Genomic DNA, 14,843 nt, shown 5'->3' with positions numbered 1-14,843 from the left:
AGCCCGGATAGCGGCGTCCCCGCCGGTGCCGCCGCGGTTTGTGCCGCGCGCGATCGCCCATATAATGTGGCGCGACGACAGGAGTCACGTGTATGCCAGCCGACGGAATGCCGCCGATCGCGCAACTCAGGGGCCGGCCGCTGGGGCGCATCCTGATCAAGATGGGCAAGGTGACCCGCGTGCAGGTCTCCGAGGCCCTGGAGCTGCAGAAGAAGAAGCGGGGTCCGCTGGGGCAACTGCTGATCGAGATGGGCTATGTCGAGGAGGCCGACGTCAACCGGGCGCTGGCGGCGCAGGTCGGCATGGAGTCGATCAAGCTGGCCGATATCGACATTGACAAGAACGTCATCGATATGGTTCCGGCGCAGATGGCGCATGCCTACCGCATCGTCCCGACGGAGTACGACCGCGAGACGCACACCCTGGGTGTGGCCCTGGCCAGCCCGGACAACTTCCACGCGACGGACGACCTGAAGACCTTGATGGGCTTCAATGTCGTCGCGCGGATCACGACCGAAGCGGACATGAACGACGCCCTCAACCGGTATTACCCGGAAGAGGCCGCCGCGACCATCAACGACATTATCACCGAGCTGTCCAGCGACGAAGACCTGGCGAAGTTCCAGGGCCGCGGCGAGAGCATCGACCTCGACGAGCTGCGCGAGATGGCTGAGAGCAGCCCGGTCAAGAAGCTGGTGAATCTGGTACTGCTGCAGGCCATCCGCGACAAGGCGTCCGACGTCCATTTCGAGCCGTTCGAGGACGAATTCAAGATGCGCTATCGCATCGATGGCGTGCTGTTCGAGATGGTGCCGCCGCCCAAGCACGTCGCGATGGCGATCTCATCGCGCATCAAGGTCATGGCGAACCTCGACATCGCGGAGCGGCGTGTGCCGCAGGACGGGCGTATCGAACTGCTGGTCGAGGGCCGGCCGGTGGACTTGCGTGTCAGCGTGCTCCCGACCATGTTCGGCGAGAGCGTGGTGCTGCGTGTCTTGGACCGGACGCAGGTGAACCTGGATCTCACGCAGCTTGGGTTGCGCGAAGAGGACATGGGGACGATCAAGCAGCTCATCAACAAACCGCACGGCATCATCATCGTGACCGGTCCCACGGGGTCGGGAAAAACGACGACGCTGTACTCGGCGCTGAAGGAGCTGAACACCCCCGAGGTCAAGATCCTCACGAGCGAGGACCCGGTCGAGTACGACATCGACGGGCTGATTCAGTGCCAAATTAAGGCTGATATTGGGCTTACGTTCGCGCGCTGCCTGCGTAGCTTCCTGCGACAGGACCCCGACATCATCCTGGTCGGCGAGATTCGCGACCTCGAAACGGCGCAAATCTCTGTTCAATCGTCACTTACGGGCCACCTGGTCTTCTCGACGCTGCACACGAACGACGCCCCCAGCTCCATTGCGCGTCTGCTGGACCTGGGCATGGAGCCGTTCCTGCTGACCGCGACGCTGGAAGCCATTATCGCACAAAGACTTGTGCGCAAGATCTGCGAGAACTGCAAGGAAGAATACACCCCGTCCGAGCAGCAGCTCATGGAGCTCGGGCTTCTGCCGGAGGACATCAAGGGGCGGACGTTTTTCTACGGCAAGGGATGTGACTACTGCAACCATACCGGTTACAAGGGGCGGCGTGGCATTTTTGAAACCATGGTCCTGGATGACGAGTTGCGGGAACTGATCATGAAACACGCGTCGACCAACGTCCTGCGGCAGGCAGCGCGAAAGCGCGGGATGCGGTCGTTGCGCGAATCGGGCCTGCTGACGCTCTACGACGGCATCACGACGATTGAGGAGATCGTGCGCGAGACCCTGGCGGAGGAAGCGGTTTAAGTCCGCCGGCGTTCATAATCGAGTGTCCGCGGCCACTTTGGAACCCGCATAATGGCGGCGGGAAAGTCATCTTCCCGCTCCCGGCCCCCGGCCGGGGGTCCGTCGGACGTAGCCCAGGACTGAAGCGGGCTTGGAGGCTTGGGTATGGCTGTCTTCAAGTACGAGGCGCTGAACGCCTCCGGACAGGAGATCAAGGACGAGATCGAGGCGCCGTCGAAGGAAGAGGCGGTCTCGCGCGTCCGCGGTCTGGGCTACTTCCCGACGAAGGTTGTAGAGAAGGCCGATAAGAAGAAGATTTCCGCCAAGAAGGGCGGCGGCCCGAAGGCCCGCAAGGCGGCCGGCACGGGCATGGGGTGGGTCAGCACGAAGGTGCTCTGCTCGTTCACGCGGCAGCTCTCGACGCTGCAGGATGCCGGCCTGCCGATCCTGCGGAGCATTCGCATCCTGGAGCAGCAGCAGAAGCCGGGCATGCTGCGGTCGTGCCTGAAGCAGATCACCGAGGACGTGGAGGGCGGCGCGACGTTGTCCGAGGCGATGTCCCGGCACCCGAAGGCGTTCGACCGGCTGTACTGCAACATGGTGGCCGCGGGCGAGGCGGGCGGTGTGCTGGACGTCATCTTGCAGCGCCTGGCGGACTTCCTGGAGAAGTCGGAAAAGCTGAAGCGGAAGATCATCGGTGCCATGATCTACCCGGCCGTGGTCATCTCGGCCGCGGGCGGCATCGTGACGTTCATCATGGTGACCGTCGTGCCGAAGTTCCGCGAGATCTTCCAGGATTTCGGGACGACGTTGCCGGCAGTGACCGAGTTCCTGATCTCCCTGTCGAACTGGGTTGCCACGGGCCGTCCGCCGGGCTGGCTGGTCATCCTGCTGTCGCCGATCATGGTGTTCATCATTTACAAGCTGATCCGGCAGGCGGAATTCGGGCGTTACGCCTTGGACGTGTTGACGCTCAAGATTCCGGTGCTGGGCCAACTGGTGGGCAAGTCGTCGGTAGCGCGGTTCACGCGGACGCTGGGGACGCTGGTGGCGGCGGGCGTGCCGATCCTGGAGGCCATCGCGATCACGCGAGCGACCAGCGGCAACGAAGTCTACGCGCGGATGCTGCAGCGCGTGCATGATGCGATCCGCGAGGGCGACTCGTTCGCCAACCCGCTGCGCGCGTCGAAGACCGTGGACTCGATCGTGGTCAACATGGTGGACGTCGGCGAGGAGACGGGCGAACTCGACAAGATGCTGATGAAAGTCGCCGACAACTACGACGACGAGGTTGACACGCTGGTGGCCTCGCTGGTCAGCCTGCTGGAGCCGATCATGGTGCTCGTGCTCGGCGGTATCGTCGGGTTCATCGTCGTGGCCCTGTTCCTCCCCCTGGTAACGCTGATCCAGTCGGTGATGGGCAGCGGCGCCGGCGGCGGCTAGCGGTCCCGGCGCCTTGTCGGTGGCGCACCGTGGCTGGTGCGGGCGGTTGGCCCGCGGTAGTGAAGAAAATGGAACAGACAAAGGTGTACGCCATGAGAAGCCGTGCAAGCGCGCCGCGCCGCGGGTTCACCCTGATCGAGCTGCTGGCCGTCATCGCGATCATCTCGCTGCTGATCGGCCTGCTGGTGCCGGCGGTGAACAAGGCCCGCGACCAGGCGAAGAAGGTCACAACACAAAAGCTGATCAGCACGCTCGACACGGGCTGCCAGTTGTACAGCAAGGAGTTCGACCGCTATCCGCGGTCGTTCGGCGAGAACCCGTTCGAGGGCGAGGGCTCCGGGGTTTACCTCTCGGGGGCGCAGTGGCTGATCCTGGAACTCGCCGGCGCGGACCTGAAGGGCTTCGTGATGCCGGACAAGGAGCGCGAGCATACATTCAGCGAGAATGACTGGCGCGACTGGTACTCGCTGGAGCCTGATCGCGACTACCAGCGCTACGGGCCGTACATCCAGGTGGACGGCAAGATCGCCCAGTCGCCGGAGTACTATCGCGACAACACGTCGCAGACGAAGACGCTGCCGCAACTGCTGACGCCCGGCGGCAGCGCGGGCACCTCGGACTGGAACAACGGGAAACTGCCGTTCGCCGTGGATGCATTCGGGTTCCCGGTCCTGTACTACCGCGCGAACGAGCATGCGAAGCTGCCGTTCACCGATCCGAGCGCGAGCAAGCCGGGCCGGTACACGCAGTGGGACAACACGCCGTTTACCGGGTCGGAGAACGGCAACGTGGCGGGCTGGGACCTGGGCGGCGGCGCGAACCACCCGCTGCGGAACCTGGGCTGGCGGGAGAACAGCCCGAACCAGCTCCAGGAGCCGGCGGGCTTCGCCGGGTTCGTCTACGATCGCGCCGTGTATGAGCAGACGCGCCAATCGGGCGGCCAGGGCAAGGTCTGGCCGCAGCGGCCGGACACGTACCTGTTCATCTCCGCCGGCAAGGACGGTTTGTACGGGACCGCGGATGACCCGACCAACTTCATTTCCGACAAAGGTGGTCTGTAGCGCGGCGGGCCGCGGCGGCGCCGCTCGCCGCCGGACCGCTCACGCAGGAGTCGCAAACATGACAGGTAAGGCCGATGCGCGGTGCCGGCGGCGACGCCGAGACGTGGCATTCACGCTGGTCGAGTTGCTGGTGGTGATCGTCATCATCGCGCTGTTGATCGGGCTGCTGATTCCGGCGGTCAACATGGCCCGCAACGCGGCGAAGGCCGCCTCCTCCAAAGCTGCGCTGGCGTCGATCGAGACCGGGCTGGAGACGTTCAAGGCCAGCGAGAAGCTGGGCGGGGCGTATCCGCCGTCGGCGTCCGACTGGTGGCAGAACGGCGAGTGGCAGGTGGAAAGCCCCTACGGGAGCGGCCGGATTCCGATCGCGGGGGCCGGATTGCTGGTGTGGGCACTGTCGGGGGCCGATCTGCTGGGGACGGCGGGCTTCCAGACGGTGGGTACCAACGCATATTGGGGCATGGCCACGGGTGTCCAGGCGGACACGGGCAACCCGACGCTGAGTGACTTGTACGCGCTGTATCCGACCGGTCACGCGCAGGCCAACCAGCCGGTTCATCCGCGCTTCGGGCCGTTTGTGGACTCCAGCAAGCTGCGCGTGACGCAGAACCTGGGCGCGTTCAATTCGCCGGACTTCGCGATTGCCGAGGAAGTGAACACCTGCAAGTCGCTGGGCGTGCAACGGGCCACGCGGCGCTACCCGATGTACCTCGACGCCTACGGTTACCCGATCCTGTACTACCGGGCCGATGCGGCGGGGCGCGCGATGCTGGACGATTCGCGCAGTAACACGGGCATCCCGCGCGGCATCTACCACGCGGAGGACAATGCGAACCTGGTGGACAATCGCAACAACAGCGGGGAGATGCTGCGGCTCAACAAGGCCGGCGAAGATCATGCACTGAACTGGGTCACCGGGGGCTACGACGCGCTGAACAACCCGCCGCCGGTGGGCACGCTGAATCGCTACATCATGAATATGGGGGTGAAGGCCCGCCTGGAGCCGGCCCGCGCTGATTCGTACCTCCTCATCAGTGCCGGCGCGGACGGCCGCTACGGCACGGCGGACGACATCGCGAACTTCGAGCACAACGGACAATGATGCTGGGATCAAGGGATCAAGGGCTCAAGGGATCCAGGCGCAGCCCCCTGCGTGCCTGCGTGCCTGTGTGCCTGCGTGCCTTCACGCTGGTCGAGGTCCTCATCGTCATCGTCGTGATCGGGCTGCTGATCGCGGCGATCGGCCTGGTCGGCGTGAAGGTGATCCACCATCAGAAGGTCAACTTCACGCAGTCGATCATGCGCAACGTGCGGCTGGCGATCGACCAGTTCGCGAACGATAACCCGCTGGGGGCGATCTACGATCGTAAGACGAATATCAGCCTCGGCATCCGACCGACATTCGGGCCGTATCCGCCATATCAGCTCGCGGCGTGCGGCGGAACGTGTGTTAGTGGGGTGTTGGAGCCGGGGGGGTCGCTACCAGGCGACTACGCGCTGGCCAATCGTTTTCACCGCGATTTTGGAAATCGGGTTGGAAGCGTGCAGAACTTCGTCTCATGGGGCACAGTCGATCCGCCCGCGGCGGACTTGGACATTCGCGCGCTCTACACGTATCTGCGGGTGTACGCCAACAGCGTGTTGACACAAGTGCCGGCGAGCGCGCTGAAGCCGCTGTCGGCAACGCCTGAGTATGTGAATCCCGCGGGTACGGGGGCGTCGGCGGGGGTTGCTGGTGCGGTGGACGTGCTGGGCATCCACGATGCCTGGGGCGTGCCGCTGGATTACTTTCTCTACGTGAAACTGGAGTGGGGCATCACGGGGTGGACGGTCACACAGCGCGTGCCCGTGTTGCGGTCGCTGGGCGTTTCGAAGGACGTTTACGACGTGGCGCGCCCCGCCGGCACGCTTTCGGACTACAAACAGGACTGGATCTTCAGCGACCCGTTCCCGTCGCCGGCGGCTAACCAGGCCAATGCCGCGTTCTGGCAGACGGGCACGCTCAACACCAATGCGGGCACGGAAAACGGTTGGGCGCGGGCGGTTGGCGCCGGCGATCTGAGCGTCGGGGGGGATCGCGAGTCGGCGTTCGGTTTCGTGCCGTAGAGCGTCAGATCAGCGCCATTTGCCGGCCAGCGGGCACGCGGCCGGCAGTAGACAGATGGCGACTTTTAGAATTATGGGTGAGGCGAAGCTGTAGTTGGAGTCCGGCAGTGCAGGTTAGTGCGTTCAGGTCGCAGATCTCGCAGGAGGTGGCACGTGCGCGCGGTTCTGGCCCCCGCGCCCTGCGTGCCTGCGTGCCTACGTGCCTGCGTGCCTTCCGCCCCGCCTTCACCCTCGTCGAGCTCATCGTCGTCGTGACCGTGATCATCCTCATCCTCGCGGTTGCCGTCCCGGGGCTCAGCGCGATGAACGCCGAGGCCCGCCTGACGTCCGCGCAGCAGACGATCAGCGGCGTGACGACGCGGGCGTTCTACCTGGCGATGGCGGACCGGACAATGACCGCCGTGCGGTTCTTCCCGGGCGAGTGGGACGTGGCCGACAAGGAATCGCAGGCGCCGGGCGGACGGCAGCACCTGGCGATCTACAGCTACGTGGGGAAGACGTCGCAGGAGCTGCCGCCCGGCAGCGGGAATTTCTTTGTCTCGTTCGGCGAATACTTCGAGCGGGCGAAGGACCTGGCGTCGGTGGCGATGCCGGACGATGTGTGGGCGGCGCCGCTGGAGGCGTTGTCGAGCCAGCCCGCGGCGCTGCTTGGGCCGAACGGGTGGAGCCAGTACTACCGCTCCATTGGGCAAGACTTCGTGTTGGACGGGCAGCGCGGTATGTTCGCGTTCAATGCGGAGCGGGCGAGCGGCAACAGCGACTCCGGCAGCTTTCTCAACGCGGACGACTTCCTGATCGTGTGCGATCCGGAAACGGGCGCCCGGCGCGGCATGCCGACGCCGTTTCACCTGCGGGCCTATGTGCCGAAGGACGGCTGGCGCATCGACGCGGATACCAGCGACACGAACCCGGCCGACGCGCGGCACTGGTACCAGCGCTACGCGTTCTCCGGCGTGGTGACCTATCGGCGGGAGCCGTTCGTCGCGCTGGGGGCGGCGGCGAGCGGCTACGACCGGCAGCAGTACCTGCAGACGGCGGGCCGGCCGTACCTGGTCCATCGCTTCAGCGGTGGGTTGACGCCCGGCAAGCAGGCGCCACAGTAAGGATTGGCGATGACGGTGCGCACGCACAACTCTACTTCGCGGCGACATCGGCCGGACGTCGGCCGCAGAGGGCCGGCGCTATCCCTCCGCGCCTCCGTGCCTGCGTGCCTCCGTGCCTTCCGGGCTTTCAGCCTCGCCGAGATGATGATCTCCCTGGCGATCCTGGCGATGGGCCTGCTGGTGATCGGGGCGGCGCTGCCGATCGGCGTGCGCTACACGCGCGAGTCGATCAACATGGCCACCGGCGAAGCGGCGGCGGCGTACGGGCTCGACCTGATGGAGCAGAGCCTGTGCATTCCGGACAAGGTGCTGGATACCACCGGCGATCTGATCCGCGAAGCCGCGCTGTTCGTGCCCCGGCAGAGCGACCCGCCGGACCCGGCGTTTCCGGATTATGTGCACGGCCAGTTCATCCCGAATTACGAGCCGCTCATCAAGGTCCACGCGCTCTTCGCGCGCATTGTGGATGCGACGCCGGGCTCTGCCGGGCTGCAAGACAACCTCGGCTACGGTGTGACGGTCGAAGGTGCGGTACGCGCCTGGCTGGGCGGGGATGACCCGAAAGAGTGCGACAACCTGCAGGATGGACCGTGGATGCGTTGGCCGCTGCCCGCGGTGGCCATGGCGTATCCTCCGATCACGCCCAACACAGTCTGGGTCAACGGGGGGCCGGCTGCCGGCCGCACGGAGTATGTCCCCGCGGATTTCCTGCCGCCGAGGAACTCATACACGGGCTGGCAGTTCACCACCGAGGCCAGGAAGATTTACGATCGGCGTGTGGCCTGGACCGGCTTCTACCGCCGCGTGATGTATGCCGATACCAGCGGGGCGACGGGGCAGGCCGGCGATCCGTACGTGTACGAGCTGATCAGCGTCGCCGTGCGGCGGCCGTCGTCGAACAGTCGCTTCCCGTTGCAGGACCCGGCGGATGGTGGTGCGTTTGGGACGTCCGCCTTGGGGCTGACCGGTCTGGCGGGTGTGGACACGGCGACTCCCGTGCCCTGGCTCGTGAGTCTCACGGCGCTCGCCGCACCGCCACTGGGCGTCAACACAACTACCGGCATGCCGCTGTTCGGCGCTGGCGGGCCGCCGGCCACGGTGTTTTTCAATTGCGCGCCGAGCCGCAGTCCGCTGTTTCCGGTGGGCGCAATCTTCATTCCCGCGCGGAATGACCTGACGCCCAGCGGGCTGGCGACGGGGAGCGTCCGCGTGGGGTTGAGCCCGCCGTCGCCGAACGCGCTGCCCATTTACGAGGTGGTTGAGCGGCCCAACAACACGACCCTGGTGGTGAAATACAACGGCTTCTACCCGGTGGCGGTGGTCGGAGGCAACTATACCGTCATCCCGGGCTCGAACGCCGATATGTGGCCCGTCTGGGTGATCCCGCCGGCGTATGAAGAAGGAACGACCGCGGCCCCCGTGATTCCGGACCGCAATTCGATCCTGGCGGTGGCCCGGCGGACGGTGCGTTTGCGGGGGATCCCGTAATGGCGTGCGGTCATGACAATCTCCGTCCCGCGTGCACGGGTGGCACGGTCTTGCGCAGTGCAGCGGAGCAAGGCCGTGGACGCGCCGACGTAACCAGGTGCGCAGGTAACAAGGTAACCGCGCGCGCCCACCCGGCACTGCGTGCCTGCGTGCACTCGTGCCTCCGTGCCTTTACGTTGATCGAGATGCTCGTCTCGCTGGCCGTGCTGTCGCTGGCGATGGCGGTGGTCGGCGTCGTCTTCTCGGTGACGACGAAGACGACCAGCCAGGCGGCGGCGTACTCCGAAGCCCACAACTGGGTGCGGCAGTTCACGCTGCAGATCGAGGAAGACCTGCGCTACTGCGACCCGTCCAAGAGCGTGCTGGTCCTCGTCGGCCGGACGCAGGCCGCCGCGTTGACCGCGGACGACTTGCAGGCGGGCAAATTCCATCGCGTGCTCATTGGCGACGCGGGCGTGGCGGGCAACTATGACCCGGAGTACACGACGGGTGCCCCCAATCCGCAGTACAGCAACCCGCGGGCCGACCTGCTGATGTTCTTCTCGCAGCGGCCGACGGTCTCCGTCGCGCCGGTGCCCGATGTCGACCCGAGCGACGAATGGGCGTACGCCGCCGCGCTGGGCACCAGGTTCACGCCGGTCGAGGTGGTGTATGGCCACGCGGCCTTCGCGAGCCCGGTGTGGAACGCCGGCCGGCGGCAGTACGAGTTTCCGACGAACCCCGCGGCGTTGCGGCACATCGAGCAGGTGGCGGGTGGCGGCACGGACCCGCTGGCCTTGAGCAGAATCCCCGCGAACCAGTGGCACCTGAGCCGCCGGGCGACGATCATGTTCGACTGGGGGAACTGGACGGTGCCGACCGCGGAGTCGCAGTGGAATGTCGCGCAGGGCGCCTGGTACAACGACACCAGCAACGGGTGGCTGCTGCCGGGTGACGCCGTGATGTTCGGTGTCACCACACTGCTGAACTACCTGGGCCCGCACTGGACGCTGGCCGGACTGGGCTCGCCGGCGGCGCTGGAACGTCCCTACGGACCGTTCTACGGCGGATTCAATACGATTCTGGGGGCGTACATCGAGCCGCTGCTGTACTCGCAGGCGTATTCGCCGCTGTCGAGCTTCCACCACGTCGCGACGGTGCTCGACGACGTGCCGGTCGACCTGCAAGGCAACATGGCGGTGCAGATGCTGCCGGCCTGCGCGTGGTTCCAGGTCGAGTTCCTGATGCCGGAGGACCCGCGGAACAGCGTGACGTACGCATCTCCGGCGCCGTTGAACATCAACGTCAGTTCCCGCTCGGACATGCCGCGCTGGACGAGCGTGGTCCCAGGCGAGACGTACATCTTCGTGCCGGACACGCCGGACAATCGAAACCTGCTGGCGTCTGATCCGACGCCTGCGAATCTGAACTTGCCTTCTCCCCGACTTTTGAACGATTTCGCGCGGCTGGACCAGACGCCGGGCAACGACGCGAGCCAGCCCGGGACGATCGTCAGCAACCGCATCATCCGCACGTGGCCGTATGCGATCCGGGTCACGGTGCGGGTGTGGGACCCGCGCGGCCGGCTGGATGAGCCGATCGTGCGCAGCCTCGTGCACCGGTTTGAATGAGAGCAAGGCGCGGAGGCACGAAGGGACACAGGCACGCAGTAATGACCGACCGGAGGTTGGTCCGCCAGATAGTTGCCGGACGCGGGAAAGGCACCGCGCGGCGGTTGGACCTGTGCCACTGCTCCCGAGCAGTGGCACGATGGTAGTTCGAGGTTTGTGGCACGGCTCTCGAGCAGTGGCTTGCGGGCAGATCGAGGTGAGCGTCGGGGCACGGCGCTCGACAGGAACAGAGCCCCGCGTGGTGGCGCGGGGGCAGAACAGAGCCCCGAGCGCAAGCGAGCGGGGTGCGGAGCACTGCTCAAGCGCAGTGGCACCCGGGCGCGAGGCATTGCTCTGAAGCAGTGGCCGGCACTCGCCGGCGCTTCGGGCGCTGAATCCGGTGGTCGCGGACGCGTGGCCGGCGTAAATTCGCGTCAATGGCGCGAATTACGGGACCGCATCCGGTGTGGAAAGCTGGGAGCTTTGACCGCCGGCGACATAATTTCGTGGAGCAGAGGCGCAGGCCGCGTGGCGGCCGGCATCTGCGGCCCTTGGGTGCAGCATGAAACGCGTTGAACTACGTTCCCGGCGACGCGCGACGGTCCTGCTGATGATCGTGGGACTGCTGGCGATGCTGTTCATCCTCATCTCGGCCTACATCGTCCTGGCCCGGAACGACCGCCAGTCGCTCCGCATGGTTGCCCAGTCCGAGCAGGTCACCGAGATCATGGAAAGCCTTTACGGCGTGATCGAGGGGGCGATCACCGATGCCGACGGCGGCGACCGCGTGACCGGGACCGCCTACGTCGATGCGCCGGGGCTGGCGGGCGTGGTCACCGGCACGAATACGGCGTGGGGCTCGCCGTGGCTGGCGTCGCCGGAGCCGGTGCTGGCGCCGAGCGTGTCGGCGACGATCGCGGAGCCGGCGCACTATCGCGTGCCGGCGGTGACGAGCGTCTCCGGTGGTGCCAGCGGGACGGTGCTGCTGACGAACCTCCTGGTGGATGCGAACCGCGATGGCGATTCGACTAATGACCTGGCCGCGAACGCACTGCTGCCGTTCATGGACGCCGACGGCGACGGCATCCCGGATGCCTCCTTCGCTGCGTCGGCCGTTTTGACGGAGCTGGCCAACAGCATCGCCGGGCGGGCGGTGTCGGCGACGGGGATCAACCCGGCGGACCTGGATCCGAGCAACCTGCCAGACACGAACGTGCGGCGCTGGGAGCAGTTTGACCAGCAGGCGCGCTACGAGGTGGCGGCGAAGGTGGTCTCGCACGGCGGGATGGTGCAGGTGAGCCAGTCGCTGAGCGCCCAGATGTGGAACAGCGGGTTCCTGTACGGCATGTTCGCGTGGGTGCAGCATCCTTCGGACAGCGGGGCGCCGACCTACCAGCAGTTGTACAACATGTACGCGCAGAGCGCCGCCATCGAGCCGATCCTCCGTCGGCGCGGAGGGCTGCTGCCGGAGGCGCGCGGCCTCGCGGCCGGGAACGTCCCGCCGGCGCTCTCCGCCGTGTACGAAGACTTCGGCAACACGTTTACGCCGCTCGCGTTGAGCGGCAAGACGGGCGCGTGGCAGCGTTTCAACCTGGCGGACCAGACTGACTGGCGGCTCTGGCGGCAGGCGGCGACGATCGATCCGGAGCAGTACTACCTGAACCCGATCGTGCAGCGTAACGCCTACGCGTCGCGGCAGGTGCTGACGACGGTCAACAACAGCGACGAGCTGGCGCGGATCAACCGGGTCAAGCAGCTTGACCCCAATCAACCGCCGCTGTGGGACGGCCGAGGGCTGCTACCGGGGACGCTGAAGTTCTACCTCGGGCGGATCACGGACCCGGTCTCGGGTGCGTTCAACGCGGACGGCACCTACAACGACACGCGCGGGCCGCGAATCGTGTATGAGCTGGCGGCGTACTTCTACGAGATGCTGTCTGCACATAAGGGGTGGCGCGCCGGCGCCGGGACTACTACCGAAGCCGTGTCGCAGATGGAACAGGCGCTCATGCTGGCGGTGAACACGGTGGCTTTCGCCGCGCCGCACGACGCCACGGATGGTCATGTTGATACGGTGTACATGAGCGCGGCCACGCTGGACAAGGCCTACTTCGGTTTTGCCCCGCAGCCGTTCATCACGCAGGTCATTGCGTACAACGAGACGGATACGCCCGGCCAGGACGCGGACATCGCGCTGGCGGTGGAGCTGTATAACCCGTACGATCGTGACCCGGGCGGCAGCGGTCGCTTTGACCTCGATCTCAGCTATTTCGCGCTGAGCATCAATGACGAGGCGGGCGCCCCGGGGCAACCACTCAACATGGATCCGGCGGTGTTCGGGATCCTGAGCACGACGGGCGTGCTGCGCCTGGCCGGGCGCGAGTTCTTCGTCTGCGCGCTGAACAGCGGCTCGAACTCGTTTTTCAACGATCAAGCCGTGGCAGGGGCGTTTGTCCTCGACGGTTCGCTGCCGACGCTGAACGTGCCGTATTCCTCGCAAGGCGACAACATCACCGTCAAGCTCTGGCGCTCCAACCGGGCGCGTACGATGTGGTACGTCGTGGACGAGATGGAGTTGAAGACCGCGGGTCTGTCGACTGGTGATCTGCAGACTGATAAGGAGGGGTACATCACCATAAGCCGTGATACCACGTACGAGCCCTACCTGGGAATTGCCCCGAGCGGACTCACGCCGCATGCCCGCTGGCGCATGACGATGTCGTTCCCGAAGGACGACACGCACAACAACTCGAACTACACGGATGGGCAACCGCTCGCCACGACGCTGGCCGAACTGCGAACCGGCGATCTCATGCCGAGCACGGCGGCCGCACCGACCATGCCGTGCGTGCCGCTGTACACGATGAACGCGGACCCTGGCGCGACGGTCTTCATCCACGGGATGGCGCGGGTGCCGTCGTTCCCGACCACCGGCTTCATGCTCTTCGTGCCACGCTTCTGTCACACCTCATCCACGACGGAACGGAGACCCGCCAGTGTCTGGCTGTATGAGCAATGGGAAGAGCGCGGCCTGAGCATCGCCAGCGTCCCGGCCGACTTCGGTCACATGCCGATATTCGACAACCGCCAGGAAGAGAACAGCAACGCGGGCGGCTTCAACCGGCTGGGCAAGGTGCCGTGGGGCCTGCTCGTGTTCGACTATTTCACGACGTTGAATCCAAATGGACCGGACAACGTTGCGGGTACACCGGATGATGTTGACCCGTACCGCGTGCCGGGGCGCATCAACATCAACTCCGCTTCCTGGTACGTGATGGCGGGGCTGCCGCTGATCGGACCGATGAGTGCAGCCGGCTTCACGACCTCGAACCTGCCGCTCTCGGCGACCGCGGCGCCGGCCTTCTGGAGCTACGAGGCGGGCGTGCTGGCAGGCGAAGGCTGGGATCGGCGGCCGCGGTGCCCGACGCTCGTGGACCGCTCGAGCAGCGCCGGCGGTCAGTGGTACCGGCTTGGGCCCTACCTTGCTCAAGCTGTGACGGCCTATCGTGATCGTGTGCCGTACGCCAGAACGAGCACGTCGTATCTGGCCGACGCGTGGTATCGCAACGACGGCAACGGGATGGTGTATCGCACCGCGACGGTATACGGAACGATCCGCGCCGGGGCCCCCGAGCGCGGCTTCCTCACGATCGGCGAGCTCGCCAACGTCATGGGATTTGACAGCACCGATCCGCGCACGAGCTACTGCGGAGATTTCACCGCCGGCGGTCCCACGACCGTGCTGGAAGGGGCGGGCGGTTACCTCAGCGGCGGCGGCGGTGACTTCATGAAGGCCGTGAGCCTGCTGGCGCTGCTGGATACGAACTTCCTCACGACGCGCAGCAACACGTTTACGATCTACGTATCGCTGACGGACCGGGTGAATCCGCAATCCAGCGTGCGGTCGCAGGTGACCATCGACCGGACGAACCTGCTGCCGCGGCTGGTGTGGGAGGATCGCGACGGCGACCTTTACAGGGATCCGTGGCAGGATCCCGCGGACGTGTGGGATCCCTACAATCCCACCGACTACTACAGTGTGCTCCCGGGCACCGGCCGGCCGGAGATCATCGGGCAGCGCGAAGTGTCGTACTTCAATGCCCGGTATGACGAGTAGGGGGGTGGTGGCGTGGTCAGTCGTCAGTTGTCAGTTCTCAGTCGGCAGTTATCAGTTGTCAGTTTTCAGTCGGCAGTCGTCAGTTCTTGGTGCTCGGGTTCAGCCACGGA

General features: G+C 65.8%; 9 protein-coding genes. All 9 read left to right on the top strand.

Translation table 11 applies throughout. The features are described from left to right. Positions 1-107: 107 nt before the first annotated feature. Positions 108-1,847, top strand: a complete 1,740-nt coding sequence (tadA, locus tag KA383_11095) for a Flp pilus assembly complex ATPase component TadA (protein ID MBP7746665.1) — start codon at positions 108-110, stop codon at positions 1,845-1,847. Between the two features lie 144 nt (positions 1,848-1,991). Further along, positions 1,992-3,269 (top strand): type II secretion system F family protein, encoded by a 1,278-nt coding sequence (locus KA383_11090; protein MBP7746664.1) that lies wholly within the window; start codon positions 1,992-1,994, stop codon positions 3,267-3,269. Positions 3,270-3,361: 92 nt separating this feature from the next. After that, a complete protein-coding gene (locus KA383_11085) occupies positions 3,362-4,330 on the top strand; it encodes a type II secretion system protein (protein MBP7746663.1) in 969 nt (322 codons plus the stop codon). A gap of 58 nt (positions 4,331-4,388) precedes the next feature. Next, on the top strand, positions 4,389-5,432 hold the full coding sequence (locus KA383_11080; protein MBP7746662.1) for a prepilin-type N-terminal cleavage/methylation domain-containing protein: 1,044 nt from the start codon (positions 4,389-4,391) through the stop codon (positions 5,430-5,432). 59 nt (positions 5,433-5,491) lie between these two features. Next, entirely contained in the window at positions 5,492-6,436 is a 945-nt protein-coding gene (locus KA383_11075) for a prepilin-type N-terminal cleavage/methylation domain-containing protein (protein MBP7746661.1), read from the top strand. Between the two features lie 191 nt (positions 6,437-6,627). Beyond that, a complete protein-coding gene (locus tag KA383_11070) occupies positions 6,628-7,539 on the top strand; it encodes a hypothetical protein (GenBank protein MBP7746660.1) in 912 nt (303 codons plus the stop codon). A 141-nt stretch (positions 7,540-7,680) separates the two neighbouring features. Continuing rightward, a complete protein-coding gene (locus tag KA383_11065) occupies positions 7,681-9,027 on the top strand; it encodes a hypothetical protein (GenBank protein MBP7746659.1) in 1,347 nt (448 codons plus the stop codon). 149 nt (positions 9,028-9,176) lie between these two features. Continuing rightward, positions 9,177-10,637, top strand: coding sequence for a prepilin-type N-terminal cleavage/methylation domain-containing protein (locus tag KA383_11060; GenBank protein MBP7746658.1), 1,461 nt, complete (start codon positions 9,177-9,179; stop codon positions 10,635-10,637). A gap of 541 nt (positions 10,638-11,178) precedes the next feature. Continuing rightward, entirely contained in the window at positions 11,179-14,733 is a 3,555-nt protein-coding gene (locus KA383_11055; protein ID MBP7746657.1) for a hypothetical protein, read from the top strand. The last annotated feature ends 110 nt before the right edge of the window (positions 14,734-14,843 follow it).

The sequence above is a fragment of the Phycisphaerae bacterium genome (assembly GCA_017999985.1).
In the GTDB taxonomy this organism is placed as follows: domain Bacteria; phylum Planctomycetota; class Phycisphaerae; order UBA1845; family Fen-1342; genus JAGNKU01.
Note: the sequence above shows the minus strand (reverse complement) of the source record. Positions and strands in the feature narration are given on the sequence as shown.

What these genes read in the sequence shown, in the direction of transcription:
- tadA (MBP7746665.1), top strand. Translation starts at nt 108, where the DNA reads ATGCCGCCGATCGCGCAACTCAGGGGCCGGCCGCTGGGGCGCATCCTG.
- KA383_11090 (MBP7746664.1), top strand. Translation starts at nt 1,992, where the DNA reads ATGGCTGTCTTCAAGTACGAGGCGCTGAACGCCTCCGGACAGGAGATC.
- KA383_11085 (MBP7746663.1), top strand. Translation starts at nt 3,362, where the DNA reads ATGAGAAGCCGTGCAAGCGCGCCGCGCCGCGGGTTCACCCTGATCGAG.
- KA383_11080 (MBP7746662.1), top strand. Translation starts at nt 4,389, where the DNA reads ATGACAGGTAAGGCCGATGCGCGGTGCCGGCGGCGACGCCGAGACGTG.
- KA383_11065 (MBP7746659.1), top strand. Translation starts at nt 7,681, where the DNA reads ATGATGATCTCCCTGGCGATCCTGGCGATGGGCCTGCTGGTGATCGGG.
- KA383_11055 (MBP7746657.1), top strand. Translation starts at nt 11,179, where the DNA reads ATGAAACGCGTTGAACTACGTTCCCGGCGACGCGCGACGGTCCTGCTG.